This window comes from Paenarthrobacter sp. NyZ202, assembly GCF_049860755.1.
Classification (GTDB): Bacteria; Actinomycetota; Actinomycetes; order Actinomycetales; family Micrococcaceae; genus Arthrobacter.
The window spans coordinates 1616643-1631586 of record NZ_CP187556.1 but is presented as its reverse complement, the minus strand read 5'-3'; the positions used below and the strand labels follow the sequence as shown (position 1 = coordinate 1631586).

The following is a 14944-nucleotide window of genomic DNA, read 5'->3' as shown; positions in this document are numbered from 1 at the left end:
CTAGGCTCCTCCCGCCTGTTGCGCCCCCGCACCCGGGAGTGACACCGTCCGTTTCTCGATCCGTTTCTCCGCGGACGGCGCCAGCACCACCCGGTGGACGAAGATGCCCGGCGTATGGATGTGCTCCGGGTCAAGCTCACCCGGTTCCACCAGCTCCTCGACTTCGGCGATGGTGGTTCTGGCTGCAGCGGCGCACAACGGGTTGAAATTCATGGCCGCCGCATGGAAAACGAGGTTCCCATGCCGGTCCCCCTTCCAGGCGTGGACCAGGCCAAAGTCGGGAGTGAGCGCCTCCTCAAGCACATAGTCCGCCTCATTGAACGTGCGTACCTCCTTCGGCGCAGAGGCCAGCGCAACGTTCCCGTCGGCGTCGTACTTTTGCGGAAGTCCGCCCTCGGAGACCTGGGTCCCCACACCGGCTTTGGTATAGAAGGCGGGAATTCCGGCGCCACCGGCGCGCAGCTTTTCTGCAAGCGTTCCTTGCGGGGTGAGGACCACTTCAAGTTCCCCGGCGAGGTACTGACGGGCGAATTCCTTGTTCTCGCCCACGTAGGAGCTGATGGTGCGGCGGATGCGGCCATCCTTGAGGAGAATCCCGAGGCCCCAGTCGTCCACGCCGCAGTTGTTGCTCACGGTTTCCAGGTCCGTGGTGCCTTGGCTGTGAAGGGCATTTATCAGGGAGACCGGTATGCCGCATAAGCCGAACCCACCCACGGCGAGCGAGGCACCGTCCGGGATGTCCTTCACCGCTTCCGCGGCGCTGGCAACAACCTTGTCAATCATCGGTGATCCTTCCCCTGCGGTTACAGACCCAACTCGCGGGCGATGAGCATCAGCTGGACCTCCGTGGTGCCCTCCCCGACCTCAAGGATCTTGGAGTCCCGGTAATGCCGGGCCACGGTGAATTCGTTGATGAAGCCATAGCCGCCAAATACCTGGGTGGCATCCCGCGCGTTGTCCATGGCTGCCTCGCCTGCGACCATCTTAGCGATGGCCGCTTCGGTCTTGAACGGCTTGCCCGCCAGCATCCGGGCGGCAGCGTCGTAGTAAGCAAGGCGTGCGGTGTGGGCCCGGGTCTGCATGCGCGCGATCTTGAACTGGATGGCCTGGTACTTGGCGATGTTCTGCCCGAACGCGCTGCGTTCCTTGGCATACTTCACCGAGAGGTCCACGCAGCCCTGGGCTGCCCCGGTAGCAAGCGCGGCAATGGCGATGCGGCCCTCGTCCAAAATGGAGAGGAAGTTGGCGTAGCCGCGGCCGCGCTCACCCAGCAGGTTGGCTTCCGGGACGCGGACGTTGTCCAGTGTCAGCGGGTGGGTGTCGGAGGCGTTCCAGCCCACCTTGTTGTACGGCTTCTCCGCCTTGAAACCGGCGGTGTCCGTGGGAACCAGGATGGTGGAGATCTCCTTCTTAACGGTCCCGTCCGGGCGTTCCTCCTTTCCGGTGACCGCCGTGACCGTTACCAGCCTGGTGATGTCCGTGCCGGAGTTGGTGATGAACTCCTTGTTGCCGTTGATGACCCATTCGCCATCTTCCACATGGGCGTGGGTCTTGGTACCACCGGCGTCCGAGCCTGCTTCCCTCTCGGTCAGTCCGAAGCCTGCGAGCGCCTGGCCTGACGCCAACTGCGGAAGCCACTGTTGTTTCTGCTCGTCCGTGCCGAAGCGGTAGACAGGCATGGCCCCCAGCGATACACCGGCTTCGAGGGTGATGGCCACGGACTGGTCCACCTGGCCCAGTTGTTCCAGGGCCAGGGCGAGGGCGAAGTAGTCCCCGCCCATGCCTCCGTACTCCTCGGGGAAGGGCAAGCCAAAGAGGCCCATCTCCCCCATCTGCTTCACTACCTCGTACGGAAAGCTGTGCTCTTCGTCGTGCTTGGCTGATACGGGAGCCACCACGTCGTCCGCGAATTCGCGGACGGAGTCGCTAAGGTCCTGGTATTCATCCGAAAGGTCGAACGTGCTCATGGCTGGACTTCCTTGTCTGTGGTGGCGTCTGCAACGTGAATGGTGGCCAGGACCTGGTCGGCTTTGACGAGGTCGCCGGTTTTGATGGTCAGGCGAACGGTTCCCGCAACGGTCGCCGCCAACTGGTGTTCCATCTTCATGGCTTCGACGGCCAGCAGTACCTGGCCCTCTTCCACGGGGTCCCCGTCCGCCACGGAGACGGAGACCACCGTTCCCGGCATCGGCGAGCGCACTTCGGGATCGGCTGCGCCTTCCTGGCGTGCGATCCCGGCCAGTATCCGCTTGAGGCGTTCGGCGCGATCCAGGATCCCGAGGCGGCAGGACCACCCGTCGTTGCCCAGGTGCAGGACGCCGGTTTCCTGGCCCACGGCAAAGGTGGCGGGAACGCCGTCGATCTCCAGGACCAGCCGCCCTCCGTCCACGGAGGTCACCGCAACGGGTGCGGCCTCCTGCCTGACGTCCGGTCCGCCGTCGACGACTACCCTCAAACCGTCCTGCTGGTCAGTCACCGCGACGGTCGCCATGCTGCCGTCGGGAAGGCCAAACGTCGTTGTCCATGCAGCCGGCGCCCCTACGCGCCAAGAGTCGGGCGCAGCCCACGCGTCTCCGGCATGCCTGAAACCTTGCCGCTGCAACCACAGGAATACCGCCGCCGCCGTCAGTTCGTTAGCTCCGACGTGCCTGAACGCCATGCCCTGCAGCTTGCGCTCGATCAGCCCCGTGTCCAGATGACCGGCCCGGACGTCGGGGTCGTTGACCAGCAGGCGCAGGTACTCCACGTTGGTATCGAGCCCGAGCAGGGTGTAGTCCGCCAGGGCGGCATCCAGTGTGTCCAGGGCCGTTCGCCGGTCCGGGCCCCAGGCGATGACCTTGGCGAGCATGGGGTCGTAGTCCCCGGTAACCTGCAGGCCTGGCAGAAGCGCTGAATCGATCCGGACGTTGTCGCCGCCGCCGCCTGCTTCGTCGAGGGCGACAACCCGTCCCATGGAGGGCATGAAATTCCGTTCGGGCACCTCCGCGTAAACGCGCGCCTCCACCGCGTGGCCATTAAGCACGACGTCGGACTGCGCCAGCGTGAGCACCTCACCGGCCGCGATGCGCACCTGCCATTCCACGAGGTCGACGCCTGTCACCATTTCGGTGACAGGGTGTTCCACTTGCAGGCGGGTGTTCATCTCCATGAAGAAGAACTCGTCGGGGTGTTCATCGGAGACCAGGAATTCCACAGTTCCGGCGCCACTGTAGTTCACCGATCGTGCGGCGTTGCAGGCCGCCTGCCCAATTTCGGCCCGCCGTGCTTCTCCGTCAGGAAGCGAGGCGAAGAGCGCTGATGGTGCTTCCTCGATGACTTTTTGGTGGCGGCGCTGGAGTGAGCACTCACGCTCGCCGAGATGGATGACGTTTCCATGGTTGTCGGCCAGGATCTGGACCTCGATGTGCCGGGGTGAGCGCACCAGCCGTTCCAGGAAGAGCGTGTCATCGCCGAAAGCGGCGGCGGCAACGCGACGGGCCGTTTTCACCGTGGCGGGGAGGTCTTCCGGGTTCTCCACGACGTGCATGCCCTTGCCCCCGCCTCCTGCTGAGGGCTTGATGAGGAGCGGGAATCCGACGCCCGGGGCTGCTTCGATCAGGTCCTCGTCAGTCAGGCCGGGCTTCGCGATTCCGGGGGTACAGGGCACGCCGTAGCCCATCACGTGGTTCTTGGAGCGGATCTTGTCGCCCATGATGTCCAGCGCTTCAATACCCGGACCGATGAACGTGATCCCTGCCTTGTCCAGGGCCCTGGCGAAGTCAGCGTTTTCGGACAGGAAACCATATCCGGGATGGACGGCCTCGGCACCTGTCCGGCGGCAGGCGTCGATGATCGCCTCGATTTTGAGGTAGCTGTCGCCGGGCGCTGTTCCGCCGATCGCTACTGCGGTGTCCGCGAGCGCCACGTGCTTGGCGTGCTTGTCCGCGTCTGAATAGACGGCGACGGAACGGATGCCGAGGTCTTTCAGCGTAGCGATGACCCTGCAGGCTATCTCACCGCGGTTGGCCACGAGGACAGTCGCGAAAGGCCGCCTGGTGGATTGCTGCAAAGGGATTGTTGTGGTTGCCGGCACGGTCATGGTCACATCCTGAAGAGGCCGAAGGAGGTCGCGGGCAGTTGCCGGCGGGAAACGACATCGAGGGCCATGCCCAGGACGCGGCGGGTGTCCGCGGGATCGATGATTCCGTCGTCCCACAACCGTGCTGTTGAGTAGTAGGGGCTCCCCTGGTCCTCGTATTGCTGCCGGATCGGTGCTTTGAAGGCTTCCTCGTCTTCGGCGGACCAGTCCTCCCCTGCCGCGGCCAGCTGGTCCCGTTTCACAGTTGCCAGGACACTCGATGCCTGGTTGCCGCCCATGACCGAGATGCGGGCCGCCGGCCACATCCACAGGAACCGCGGCGAGTAGGCGCGGCCGCACATGGAGTAGTTCCCCGCACCAAAACTGCCGCCAATGACCACCGTGAGTTTGGGGACCCGCGCGGTCGCCACGGCAGTGACCATCTTGGCGCCGTTCTTGGCGATGCCGCCCTGTTCATAGTCCTTGCCGACCATGAAGCCGGACAGGTTCTGCAGGAAGACCAGCGGGATGCCGCGCTGGTCGCAGAGCTCGATGAAGTGGGCCCCTTTGAGGGAGGATTCGCTGAAGAGCACGCCGTTGTTGGCCACGATGCCCACCGGGTGTCCATGCAGGTGCGCGAAGCCGGTGACCAGTGTGGTGCCGTAATCCTTCTTGAACTCGTGGAACTGCGATCCGTCAACGATCCGTGCGATGACCTCCCGGACGTCGTACTGGGCATTGACGTCCGTGGGAACCACACCGTACATGCCCGCGGGATCGACGACGGGCGGCAGGACGACGTCGAGCACGTCCCAGGCCGGCGGGGCCGGCTTGGGTAACGTCGCCACAATGTCGCGGACGATCTCCAGCGCATGCTGGTCGTTCTCCGCAAGGTGGTCCGCCACGCCGGAGATCTTCGCGTGGACATCGCCGCCACCCAGCTCCTCTGCCGTGACAATCTCGCCAATGGCGGCTTTCACCAGGGGCGGTCCACCCAGGAAGATGGTGCCCTGGTTGCGGACGATCACGGTCTCATCACTCATGGCAGGGACGTATGCACCGCCCGCCGTGCAGGAGCCCATGACGGAGGCAATCTGGGGGATCTTCGCCGCAGACATCCTGGCCTGGTTGTAGAAGATGCGGCCGAAGTGCTCCTTGTCCGGAAACACCTCGTCCTGCTTCGGCAGGAACGCTCCACCGGAGTCCACAAGGTAGATGCACGGAAGATTGTTCTCCAAGGCGATTTCCTGGGCCCGGAGGTGCTTTTTGACGGTCATGGGATAGTAGGTCCCGCCCTTGACCGTGGCATCGTTCGATATGACCAGGACGTGACGGCCGTGGACGAGCCCGATGCCGGCAATTACCCCAGCGCCGGGCGAGTCATCGTTGTACATTCCGTAGGCTGCCAGGGGTGCGATCTCCAGGAAAGGGCTGCCCTCGTCCAGCAGGTAATCGATGCGTTCACGGGGTAGAAGCTTGCCGCGGGCGATGTGCCGCTCCCTCGATTTTTCCGGACCGCCCAGCGCCGCCTTGCCGAGCCGCTCCTTCAATTCCTGGACGAGCGCAAGCTGCTTTTCCATGGTGGCCTCAAAGGAACCGGTGTTGGCTCCTGCCACGCTGGCGATTGTCTCCATCGACCACTGATCCATTCCCGGCCCTGCCGATACCCGCCAAACCATTTCGGTTAGTGCCCCATAACTGAAATTTAGGTTAGTCTGGATTAACTGTGATGTCCAGCACAGTGCGGGTGTGCCAAGGAGGAAGAATGACCGGAGCTCCCCCCACAGATGTGAACGGAACCCGCGCCGATATCCAGGGCGGTCGCAGTGCCACGACCCAGCGCAGCCAGGCCAAGGAGGAACGGCGTGCCGCGCTGTTGTCCGCGGCGGCCGGTCTTTTTGCCGAATACGGCTACAGCCAGGTCTCCCTGGAGGACCTTGGCGCTGCCGCAGGAGTCAGCGGCCCTGCCGTGTACCGGCATTTTTCCGGCAAGCGGGCAGTGTTGGGCGAGCTCCTGTTGAGCGTCAGCCGCGATTTGCTTAGCGGCGGGCGGACCGTCGCAGCTGAGGCGGGAGATTCGTCAAAGGCACTGCGGGACCTCGTTTCCTTCCACGTGGACTTCGCGCTGAGGAATCCTGAGGTCATTCGCGTCCAGGACCGCGACTTTGGGAGCCTCAGCGACCAGGACCAGGCGGAGGTCAGGTCCCTTCAGCGCGCCTATGTGGAAGTGTGGGTGGAGGTCCTGGGCCACATCCATGCCGGGACGGAGGCTGCCGACCTCCGCGTCCGCGCCCACGCAGCTTTTGGCCTGATCAATTCCACTCCGCATTCCGTCCGGCAGCACGGCCGCAGAATCGCTGCAAGCTCCGCCCGCCCGATCCTGGAACACATGGCCGTGGCAGCGTTGCTGGCCAAGCACCCCGGGGGGACTGACATGCCTGGGACTCACAGGGCCAGGTTCAAGGGCTGAAACCCGGTACCGGCGCCCATAGGCTGGATCACACTGCAGTTTTGCAACGGAAAAGCCATGGGTCAGAGCCACATCAAGGAGCGCATCATGAAGATTGCCGTGACGGGCGGAAGCGGGAAACTGGGCAGGAGCGTGGTCCGGCGGTTGACGCAGGATGGCCATCACGTTTTCAACTTGGACCGGGACGGCCGGCGGGGCGCGGGCTTTGTCACCGTAGACCTTCGCGACTATGGGCAGGCAGCAGATGTGATCCTCGGCCTGGACGACCGGCACAGCGGCCTCGACGCGGTGGTCCACTTGGCGGCAATACCCGCACCGGGCCTTGCGCCGGACGCCGCGATCTTCCACAACAACATGCTCTCCACCTACAACGTGTTCCAGGCGGCCCGCCGGGCCGGGATCAAGAAGGTGGTATACGCCTCCAGCGAGACGGTGCTCGGGCTTCCTTTCGACATCGATCCGCCGTACATTCCGGTCGATGAGGAGTATGCCGCCCGGCCGGAAAGCACATATTCCCTGGTCAAGCACCTTGAAGAGCAGATGGCTGTCCAGCTCACCCGCTGGGACCCGGACCTCAGTATCACGGCGTTGCGGTTCTCCAACGTCATGGATCCCGAGGACTACGATGCGTTCCCCTCTTTCGACGCCGACCCGGCCCTCCGCAAGTGGAACCTGTGGGGCTACATCGATGCCAGGGACGGCGCCCAGGCCGTTGCCTTGGCCCTCCAGCACGGCCTGCCAGGGTTCGAGGCCTTCATCATCGCGGCCGCCGACACCGTCATGACCCGAAGCAGCGCCGGGCTGGCGGCGGAAGTGTTTCCCGGCGTCGAGGTTTCGAAGGAACTGGGCCGGCACGAAACCATGCTGTCCATCGACAAGGCCCGAAGGCTCCTGGGTTTCGAGCCGGAACATACGTGGCGGACAGTGCACAGCAACAGGACGACCCCCACCGAGGACTAAAGCCGGGCCTGGGCTGCCACCGCGGTGGGCAGCCCAGGCCCAACCGCTCAGACCATGGTCATGACCATGCCGGGATCGGAGAGAATGGCGCCCACATCGGCGAGGAAGCGGGACCCTTGCTCGCCATCCACCAGGCGGTGGTCAAAGGACAGGCTCAGGGACATGACCTGCCGGACCGCCAGTTCGTCATCCACCACCCAGGGGGCTTTCCTGACCGAACCGAGGGCCAGGATCGCGGCCTCGCCCGGGTTCAGGATCGGTGTCCCGGCATCGATGCCAAAAACACCGATGTTGGTGATGGAGATGGTGCCACCGGAAAGCTCCGCCGGCGTTGTCTTTCCGGCGCGGGCAGTGTCGGTCAGTTCAGCAATGGCCGAGGCCAGTTCCCGCAGCGGCAACTGTTCGGCGTCCTTGATGTTCGGCACCGTCAGTCCCCGCGGCGTGGCCGCCGCAATGCCGAGGTTGACGTAGTTGAATTGAACGATCTCCTGCCGTTCCCCGTCCCAGCGGGAGTTCAGGGTGGGGTTGTTCCGCAGCGCGATCAGGACAGCCTTCGCGGCAAGGGTCAGCGGCGTGAGCTTTAAGCCCTCGAAGGTCTTGCTTCCCTTGAGCCGGGCCAGCAAGTCCATGCCGGCGGTGACGTCGATCGTGAGGAACTCCGTGACGTGTGGTGCCGTGAAGGCACTCTCCACCATGGCGGCCGCGGTGAATTTCCGAACCCCCTTGATGGGGATGCGGGTTTCCCGTCCTTCTGACAGAGCCGGCCCTGCACCAGCGGTTTCCGGCGCGTCGGCGGTGAAACTCCTGACGTCTTCCCTCGTGATGAGGCCTCCGGGCCCGGTGCCGGGTACCGAGGCAAGGTCGATGCCCAGGTCCCGGGCAAGTTTGCGTACCGGCGGGGTGGAGCGCGGCCGTTCGGCCGGCGTTCCGGCCACCCCGGCCTCCTGCGCTTCGGGGCCGGGAAGCGTTGCCCCGGCCTTTCCCAGGACGCGCGCCCGGCGGGTCGGCCGCCCGCCCTGTTCGATCACTGCGCCATAGCCCACCAGGTTCGGCTCGCGCTGCGCGGGGGCACCCACGGGCCGGGTTACCGGGGCCGGGGCTGCTTCAGCTTCCTGGTCCACGACGGCGGATTGGTCGCCGGTGTCTGCCGCCCCGCTGACCGCTGCTGGTGCTGCTCCGCCGGCAGGGCTGCCGCCGTTGGAGGACCCGGCGTCGTCCACTTCAAAAGAGACGATGGGCTTGCCGACTTCCACCACTGTCCCCGGCTGTTCGTGCAACGCCGCGACCTTGCCCGCAAAAGGAGACGGCAGTTCCACCACTGCCTTGGCCGTTTCCACCTCGGCGATCACCTGGTTCAGGGTCACGGTATCCCCCACCGCCACCTTCCAACTCAGGATCTCCGACTCGGTCAGGCCTTCACCAAGGTCCGGCAGCCTGAATTCCTTGATCATGGCGGCGGTCATCCTTCCAGTCCACTCAGCGAGTTGGGGCGGCCAAGGGTGCGGTCCACACCATCCAGGATCCTGTCCAGGTCAGGAAGATGGTGCATTTCCAGCTTGGAGTACGGGTAGGGCACGTCGAAGCCCGTGATCCTGACGGGTGCAGCTTCCAGATAGTTGAAGCAGCGCTCGGTGATGCTGGCGGCGATTTCAGCGCCCAACCCGCCGGACTGGCCGGCTTCATGGGTGATCACCAAACGGCCCGTCTTGCGGACTGATGCCTCCACCGCGGGGTAGTCCACGGGGGCCAGCGAGCGGAGGTCGATGACCTCCACCGACACACCTTCGTCGGCCGCCGCCTGGGCCGCGTCCCGGGCGGTCTTGACCAACGGACCGTATGCCACCAGCGTGACATCGGTCCCCTGGTTCACCACCGCCGCCTTGTCCATCGGCAGGGCAGCGGACAACTCCAGGGACTCGTCCACATCTCCCTTGTCGTGGTAGCGGCGCTTGGGTTCGAAATACAGCACCGGGTCGTCACTGGCGATGGCCTGCTGGATCATGGTGTAGGCATCCTGGGGATTGGAGACCGCCACAACGCGGAGCCCCGAGGTGTGCGTGAAGTACGCCTCCGGGGACTCGGAGTGGTGTTCGGGTGAGCCGATGCCGCCGCCGAACGGGATGCGGATGGTTATGGGCATCTTTACCCGCCCCTGGGTCCTGTAGTGCATCTTGGCGACCTGGCTGACGATCTGGTCGAAAGCGGGATACACGAACCCGTCGAACTGGATCTCGCAGACCGGCCGGTAGCCGCGATAGGCAAGACCCACGGCAGTTCCGACAATTCCCGATTCTGCCAGCGGGGAATCAATGACCCGGTGCTTGCCGAAATCCTTCTGCAGACCGTCGGTGATGCGGAAGACACCGCCCAAAGCGCCGATGTCCTCACCGATCAGGACCACTTTGGGATCGTTCTCCAGCGACTTGCGGAGGCCTGCATTGATGGCCCGGGCAAACGTGAGCTTGGACATCAGCGTGCACCTTCCTCGGCGGTTTCATTGAAGCTGTTCAGGTAACGCGCGTAGTGGTCCTTTTGGCGTTCGATCCAGGAATTGGGCGTGCTGTACACGTGGTTGAAGACGTCCAGGGGCTCCGGGTCCGGCATGTTGATGCAGCCTGACCGCAACTGGGCTGCCACGGCATCGGCGGAAGCCTTGACCTTTGCTTCCAGGTCTTCGGTCAGCAACCCCTTGGCTTCCAGGAGCTTGCGGATCCTGAGAATCGGATCCTTCGCAGCCCAGTCTTCGAGTTCGTTCGCATCCCGGTACCGGGTGGGATCGTCTGCCGTGGTGTGCGGCCCCATCCTGTACGTGACGGCTTCTATGAAGGTCGGGCCGCCGCCGTTGCGTGCCCGGTCAAGCGCCAGGCGGGTCGCGGCCATGACGGCCAGGACGTCGTTGCCGTCAACGCGCATGCTGGGGATGCCGAACCCGTTGGGCCGGTCGGCCAGCTGGACCTGGGACTGCACCCGCACGGGTTCCGAGATGGCCCAATGGTTGTTCTGGCAAAAGAAGACCACGGGTGCCTGGAAGCTGGCGGCGAAGACCATGGCCTCGTTCACGTCACCTTCGCTGGTGGCGCCGTCGCCAAAGTACGCCAGGACAGCGGTGTTTGCACCGTCCAACTGGATGCCCATGCCGTAGCCCGTGGCGTGGAGGCTCTGGGATCCGATGATGATCTGGGGCGTGGCCATGTTGATGCGCTGGGGGTCCCAACTGTAGGACGCGTTGCCGCGCCATACTTTGACAATTTCCTCGACCCGGGCACCCCGGATGTAGGCAACCCCGCTCTCCCGGTAGCTGGGGAACACGAAGTCGTCGTCCCGCAGGGAGCGGCTGGAGCCGATCTGTGCGGCTTCCTGGCCCAGGAGCGGCGGCCACAAAGCCAGTTCTCCTTGCCGCTGCAGAGCGGTGGCCTCCGTGTCAATGCGACGGATAACCACCATGTCCTCGAACAGGGAGGCAAGGTGCTCATCGCCGATGTCTTTGACCCAGAGATCGAATTCGGGGTGGCTGATCCGTTCCCCTTCCGGTGAAACCAGCTGGAGCAGATCGCCTCCAGTCCTGAGTGGACTGTGTGCACTTTGCCCAGGGCCCCGGGCGGCGCTTTGCGCTCCCTTGCCCGCCTTATCCGTCAACACAGGTGATCGCACCCTTCCGGCTCGTTTGTGTCGGCTTCGCTGCACTTGTGGTGCAGCCGCAGACCGACGCCCCGGCTCCTTCGCCGGGGTTATTTGTGACCCTACTCACAAGATGCAGGCGGTACAACTGTCAGGGCTGGAATTGAGCATCGTGCCATGTCACGGACGGCTAGGCCGTGCTAATCTTGCGCATTATGCAACCCTTGGATGGCACTGATACCCGGCTGCTCTCCGCCATGGCCAAGGACCCCCGGGGTACTGTGGTGGCCCTCGCGCAGAAGCTGGGCCTGTCCCGGAACACCGTTCAGGCCCGCATGGCGCAACTGGAAAAGAAGCACGCCTTCCTGTCCTTTGAACGGCGGATCAACCCTGTTGCCCTCGGCTACCCGTTGACAGCGTTCATTACAGTGCATGTGCAACAGCAGAAGCTTGCCTCGCTGGCCCGGGAACTGGCCGACATCCCCGAGATCCTGGAGGGCTTCGGACTGACGGGATCTGCCGACCTGCTCCTCCGCGTCGTCGCGCTGGACGCCGAGGATCTCTTCCGGATCAACGGAAAGATCCTGGCCTGTGACGGCGTGGACCGGACGGATACTGCCCTGGCCATGCGGGAAATGATTCCCTACCGGGTCCAGCCCTTGCTGGGCCGGCACTCAGAGGCCTGAAGAGCGGTGGGTCGTGTTGCCTCCGTGACTCTCCATGCGATTTGATTCAAGGGACGCATCGGGGGCCGGCCAGAGGACCCCGGCTAGGGTGGCGCTGCCGCAGGCCGCCGAAAGGGGCACACAGTGAGCAACCCGCAGGAACCCAACGCGCACCAGGGGCAGCCCGGCCAGAACCCGCCACCCGTTCCACCGGCGCCTGGGTACCCGCCGCACAACGCAGGGGCCCCGCAGTGGCAACAGCCGCCGTCGTCCGCTGCTCCCGGGCAAGGCCCTGCCTACGGCGAGCCGAACGCCGCGCCCTACGCCCAGGGCCAATACCAGCCCGGCCAGTACGGGCAAGCTGGCCAGTACCAGCCCGGGCAGTACGGGCAGCCGCATTATGCGCAGCAACCCCCGTCCGGAAAGAGCCGGAAAGTGCTCTGGATCGTGCTGGGGATCGTGGCCGGCGTTATTGTGCTGGCGGTCGTGGGCGTGCTCCTGCTGGTCAACGTGGTAGGCAACTCGACATCCAAGGCCCGCTCCCTGGCCGATGAGTTCACCACGCTCGTGGTCTCCGGCCAGACCGAAGAAGCCTACGATACCTACCTCCACCAGGCCTTGAAGGACGAGTTGGACAAGCAGTCCTTCATCGACGGCATTGCCAGCCTTGAACTTGATGACTCCTGCAAACCCAATTACAACTCGGTCAGCGTGAACTCCGAGAACGGCAGCAACAAGGCAGACATTGCCGGAACCCTGCAGTGCACGGGCAAGACGATCGATTTGAGGTACGTCTTCGAAGGCACCGACGACCTCAAGATGAGCAGCATCCGCCTGCGCCCGTAGCGTCGTCGCACCACACGACCGGCTAGTGCCGGAAAATAATGAGTAAACTGACCCATCCACGGCAACGCATGATCCGAACCACTGGCTGAGAGCCCCGCCCGGGGCTTTGTTCAAAGGCCGGTCAGACCCCGGCCAGCACCGAAAGGTTCGGACCATGCGCACTTCGCCCAATCGCTTGATCGCCACCATCTTCGGAGCCGTGTACCTCCTGGTAGGCGTGCTCGGATTCTTCGTTACGTCGGGAACCGGGTTCTTCGCCACCGAGGGGGCAACCCTGATCATCTTCGCGGTCAACCCGCTGCACAACATCATCCACCTGGCCATCGGCGCAGCGCTCCTGTACGCCGGACTGAACAGTGTCACGCTGGCCAAGGGAGTCAACACCACGGTTGGCGGTGTCTACCTGCTGGTTGGCGTCCTGGGCCTCTTCCTGGTGGGAAGCCCGCTGAACATCATCGCCCTCAACGGAGCGGACAACGTCCTGCACCTCGCCAGCGCCGTGGTTCTCCTGGGTGTTGCCCTGTCCCAGGACAAGGCCGTCGTCGCTTCTGCCCGCGCCTAGGCAGGACGCAGGTCTGGTGACAGTCGACTCGGGGACCACCACGCGGGAGGACAGGCAGATGACGGAACCACACCATCCAACATTGAAGGCATCGGCGCTGTTGTTCGCCTGTTTCGCTGCCATGGCTGCAGGGATGGTGGAGCTGTCGCTCGCTGCCGGCTACCTGGCCGGCAGCGGCACGTTCCCAGGTGGCGCAGCCAGGCCGGCAGCAGGCGTAGCCACCTTGGCTGCCGGCCTGGGCCTGATGGCCTGGGCCTTGATGGCGCTCCATCGAAACTCCCTCGTTCTTCCCAGGGTGGTCAAGCCCGCCCTGGCAGTGGCCGCGGCAGGACACCTTCTGGTGCTGGCCGTCGGGCCGGAAGCGGGCAGTTCGACAGGAATCAGCCACCTCACCGCGCTCTGCCTGGTTCTTATGGCACTCGCCGGAGCCGGCTGGCTGGACCGGCAGAAAAAGACCAACGACGGCGGCGCCCACGGCCAGCCGAGGACCGGGCGGCTTTTGGCGGCCGCTTTCGGAGCCGCCGTCGTTGTTGCCTCGGTTGCCACCCCGGGCCTGGCCGCGTCGATGGCGGGCCAGTACGCCGTTCCCCACGGGGAACACGGCCAGGCACCGCAACCGGGCAACCAGATACAAATCCCCAGCCACCACCACTAGGTGGTCCGGCCAGGACCGGCGCGCCGTCGGCATTGCCCACTGTTTGATGGCGCGCCGCGTTCGTGGATCATGGAGCCATGGATCCCGTAGAGGCGCTCGATGAGATTTCCTTTTGGCTCGAACGCAGTCTGGCCCCCACGTTCAAAGTCCAGGCTTTTCGAAAAGCGGCCGACGCCGTGCGGCAGCTTTCGCCCGGACAGCTGGCTTCGCTGGTGGCTTCGGGACGGATCACGAGCGTCAAGGGAGTCGGCAACCGCAGCGCAGAGGTCATCACCCAGGCTATGGAAGACCGGGTCCCCGATTACCTTGCCGATCTTCGCCAGCGCGGAGCCGAGCCGTTGGCATCGGGTGGACATGGCCTCCGGGAAAAGCTCCGCGGCGACCTCCACAGCCACAGCAACTGGTCTGACGGCGGATCGCCGATCGAAACCATGGTGGCCGCGGCCAAGACCTTGGGCCGCGAGTACCTGGCCCTCACCGACCACTCCCCCAACCTGACGATCGCCAATGGCCTGAGCGTCGAACGGCTCGAATCCCAGCTTGCCGTGGTGGAAGAGATCAACCAGCAGCATGAGGGTTTCCGTCTGCTCAAAGGCATAGAAGTGGACATCCTGGAAGACGGCACGCTGGACCAGACACCGGAAATGCTGGACCAGCTCGACGTCGTGGTGGCCAGCGTCCATTCGAAGCTCCGCTCGGACCGGAAGACCATGACCGGGCGGATGCTGGGCGGCATCCGGGATCCCCACACCAACGTCCTCGGCCACTGCACCGGCCGCCTCGTGCAGGGCTCCCGCGGGACCCGGCCTGAATCCGAGTTCGACGCCGCCAAGGTGTTTAAGGAATGTGCCGAGTGGGGCGTCGCCGTCGAAATCAACTCACGGCCCGAGCGGCAGGATCCGCCCGATCATCTGATCGCCATGGCCCTTGATGCGGGCTGCCTCTTCAGCATCGACAGTGATGCGCACGCCCCGGGACAGCTCGACTTCCTCCAATACGGGGCCGAACGCGCTGAGGCAGCGGGCGTTCCCCGGGAGAGGATTGTCACCACGTGGCCGCTGGCGCAACTGCGGGAATGGCTCAGCTTGAAGAAGTAGCCGGTCCATGCAGA

Annotated in this window: 14 protein-coding genes; 7 read left to right on the top strand and 7 right to left on the bottom strand. The window is 64.6% G+C overall.

Annotated features, from left to right (window positions below):
• From ACPFL9_RS07550 to ACPFL9_RS07535, 4 genes are read right to left on the bottom strand one after another with little or no spacing between them, the layout of a single operon-like run.
• Positions 1 to 783 (bottom strand): CoA transferase subunit A, encoded by a 783-nt coding sequence (locus ACPFL9_RS07550; RefSeq protein ID WP_426006767.1) that lies wholly within the window; start codon positions 781 to 783, stop codon positions 1 to 3.
• Positions 784 to 803: 20 nt separating this feature from the next.
• On the bottom strand, positions 804 to 1967 hold the full coding sequence (locus ACPFL9_RS07545; RefSeq protein ID WP_426006766.1) for an acyl-CoA dehydrogenase family protein: 1164 nt from the start codon (positions 1965 to 1967) through the stop codon (positions 804 to 806).
• Entirely contained in the window at positions 1964 to 4078 is a 2115-nt protein-coding gene (locus ACPFL9_RS07540; protein ID WP_426006764.1) for a biotin carboxylase N-terminal domain-containing protein, read from the bottom strand. The genes ACPFL9_RS07545 and ACPFL9_RS07540 overlap by 4 nt, the downstream gene beginning before the upstream one ends.
• 2 nt (positions 4079 to 4080) lie before the next feature.
• On the bottom strand, positions 4081 to 5691 hold the full coding sequence (locus ACPFL9_RS07535; RefSeq protein WP_426006762.1) for a carboxyl transferase domain-containing protein: 1611 nt from the start codon (positions 5689 to 5691) through the stop codon (positions 4081 to 4083).
• A gap of 131 nt (positions 5692 to 5822) precedes the next feature.
• On the opposite strand from ACPFL9_RS07535, the gene ACPFL9_RS07530 reads away from it, so the two are divergent.
• Together ACPFL9_RS07530 and ACPFL9_RS07525 are read left to right on the top strand one after the other, a co-directional pair.
• On the top strand, positions 5823 to 6527 hold the full coding sequence (locus ACPFL9_RS07530) for a TetR/AcrR family transcriptional regulator (RefSeq protein WP_426006760.1): 705 nt from the start codon (positions 5823 to 5825) through the stop codon (positions 6525 to 6527).
• 87 nt (positions 6528 to 6614) lie between these two features.
• Positions 6615 to 7487 carry an NAD-dependent epimerase/dehydratase family protein gene (locus ACPFL9_RS07525; protein ID WP_426006758.1) on the top strand — a complete coding sequence of 291 codons (873 nt, stop codon included), beginning with the start codon at positions 6615 to 6617 and terminating at the stop codon, positions 7485 to 7487.
• A gap of 47 nt (positions 7488 to 7534) precedes the next feature.
• On the opposite strand, the gene ACPFL9_RS07520 is transcribed toward ACPFL9_RS07525, so the two are convergent.
• The 3 genes from ACPFL9_RS07520 to pdhA are packed head-to-tail and all read right to left on the bottom strand — an operon-like array spanning position 7535 to position 11126.
• Positions 7535 to 8950 carry a dihydrolipoamide acetyltransferase family protein gene (locus ACPFL9_RS07520; protein ID WP_426006757.1) on the bottom strand — a complete coding sequence of 472 codons (1416 nt, stop codon included), beginning with the start codon at positions 8948 to 8950 and terminating at the stop codon, positions 7535 to 7537.
• Positions 8947 to 9957, bottom strand: coding sequence for an alpha-ketoacid dehydrogenase subunit beta (locus ACPFL9_RS07515; protein WP_426006756.1), 1011 nt, complete (start codon positions 9955 to 9957; stop codon positions 8947 to 8949). Before ACPFL9_RS07515 ends, ACPFL9_RS07520 begins: the two co-directional genes overlap by 4 nt.
• Positions 9957 to 11126: a pyruvate dehydrogenase (acetyl-transferring) E1 component subunit alpha gene (gene pdhA, locus ACPFL9_RS07510; RefSeq protein ID WP_426006755.1), complete on the bottom strand. Its 1170-nt coding sequence runs from the start codon at positions 11124 to 11126 to the stop codon at positions 9957 to 9959. The genes ACPFL9_RS07515 and pdhA overlap by 1 nt, the downstream gene beginning before the upstream one ends.
• 194 nt (positions 11127 to 11320) lie before the next feature.
• Here pdhA and ACPFL9_RS07505 point away from each other — a divergent pair, with 194 nt between their 5' ends.
• From ACPFL9_RS07505 to ACPFL9_RS07485, 5 genes are all read left to right on the top strand, one after another.
• Positions 11321 to 11791 (top strand): Lrp/AsnC family transcriptional regulator, encoded by a 471-nt coding sequence (locus ACPFL9_RS07505; protein ID WP_426006754.1) that lies wholly within the window; start codon positions 11321 to 11323, stop codon positions 11789 to 11791.
• Positions 11792 to 11914: 123 nt separating this feature from the next.
• Positions 11915 to 12616, top strand: a complete 702-nt coding sequence (locus ACPFL9_RS07500; RefSeq protein ID WP_426006753.1) for a hypothetical protein — start codon at positions 11915 to 11917, stop codon at positions 12614 to 12616.
• Positions 12617 to 12770: 154 nt separating this feature from the next.
• Positions 12771 to 13178, top strand: a complete 408-nt coding sequence (locus tag ACPFL9_RS07495) for a DUF4383 domain-containing protein (protein ID WP_426006752.1) — start codon at positions 12771 to 12773, stop codon at positions 13176 to 13178.
• 58 nt (positions 13179 to 13236) lie between these two features.
• A complete protein-coding gene (locus ACPFL9_RS07490) occupies positions 13237 to 13833 on the top strand; it encodes a hypothetical protein (protein ID WP_426006751.1) in 597 nt (198 codons plus the stop codon).
• Between the two features lie 77 nt (positions 13834 to 13910).
• Positions 13911 to 14930 carry a PHP domain-containing protein gene (locus ACPFL9_RS07485; protein ID WP_426006750.1) on the top strand — a complete coding sequence of 340 codons (1020 nt, stop codon included), beginning with the start codon at positions 13911 to 13913 and terminating at the stop codon, positions 14928 to 14930.
• Positions 14931 to 14944 lie beyond the last annotated feature (14 nt).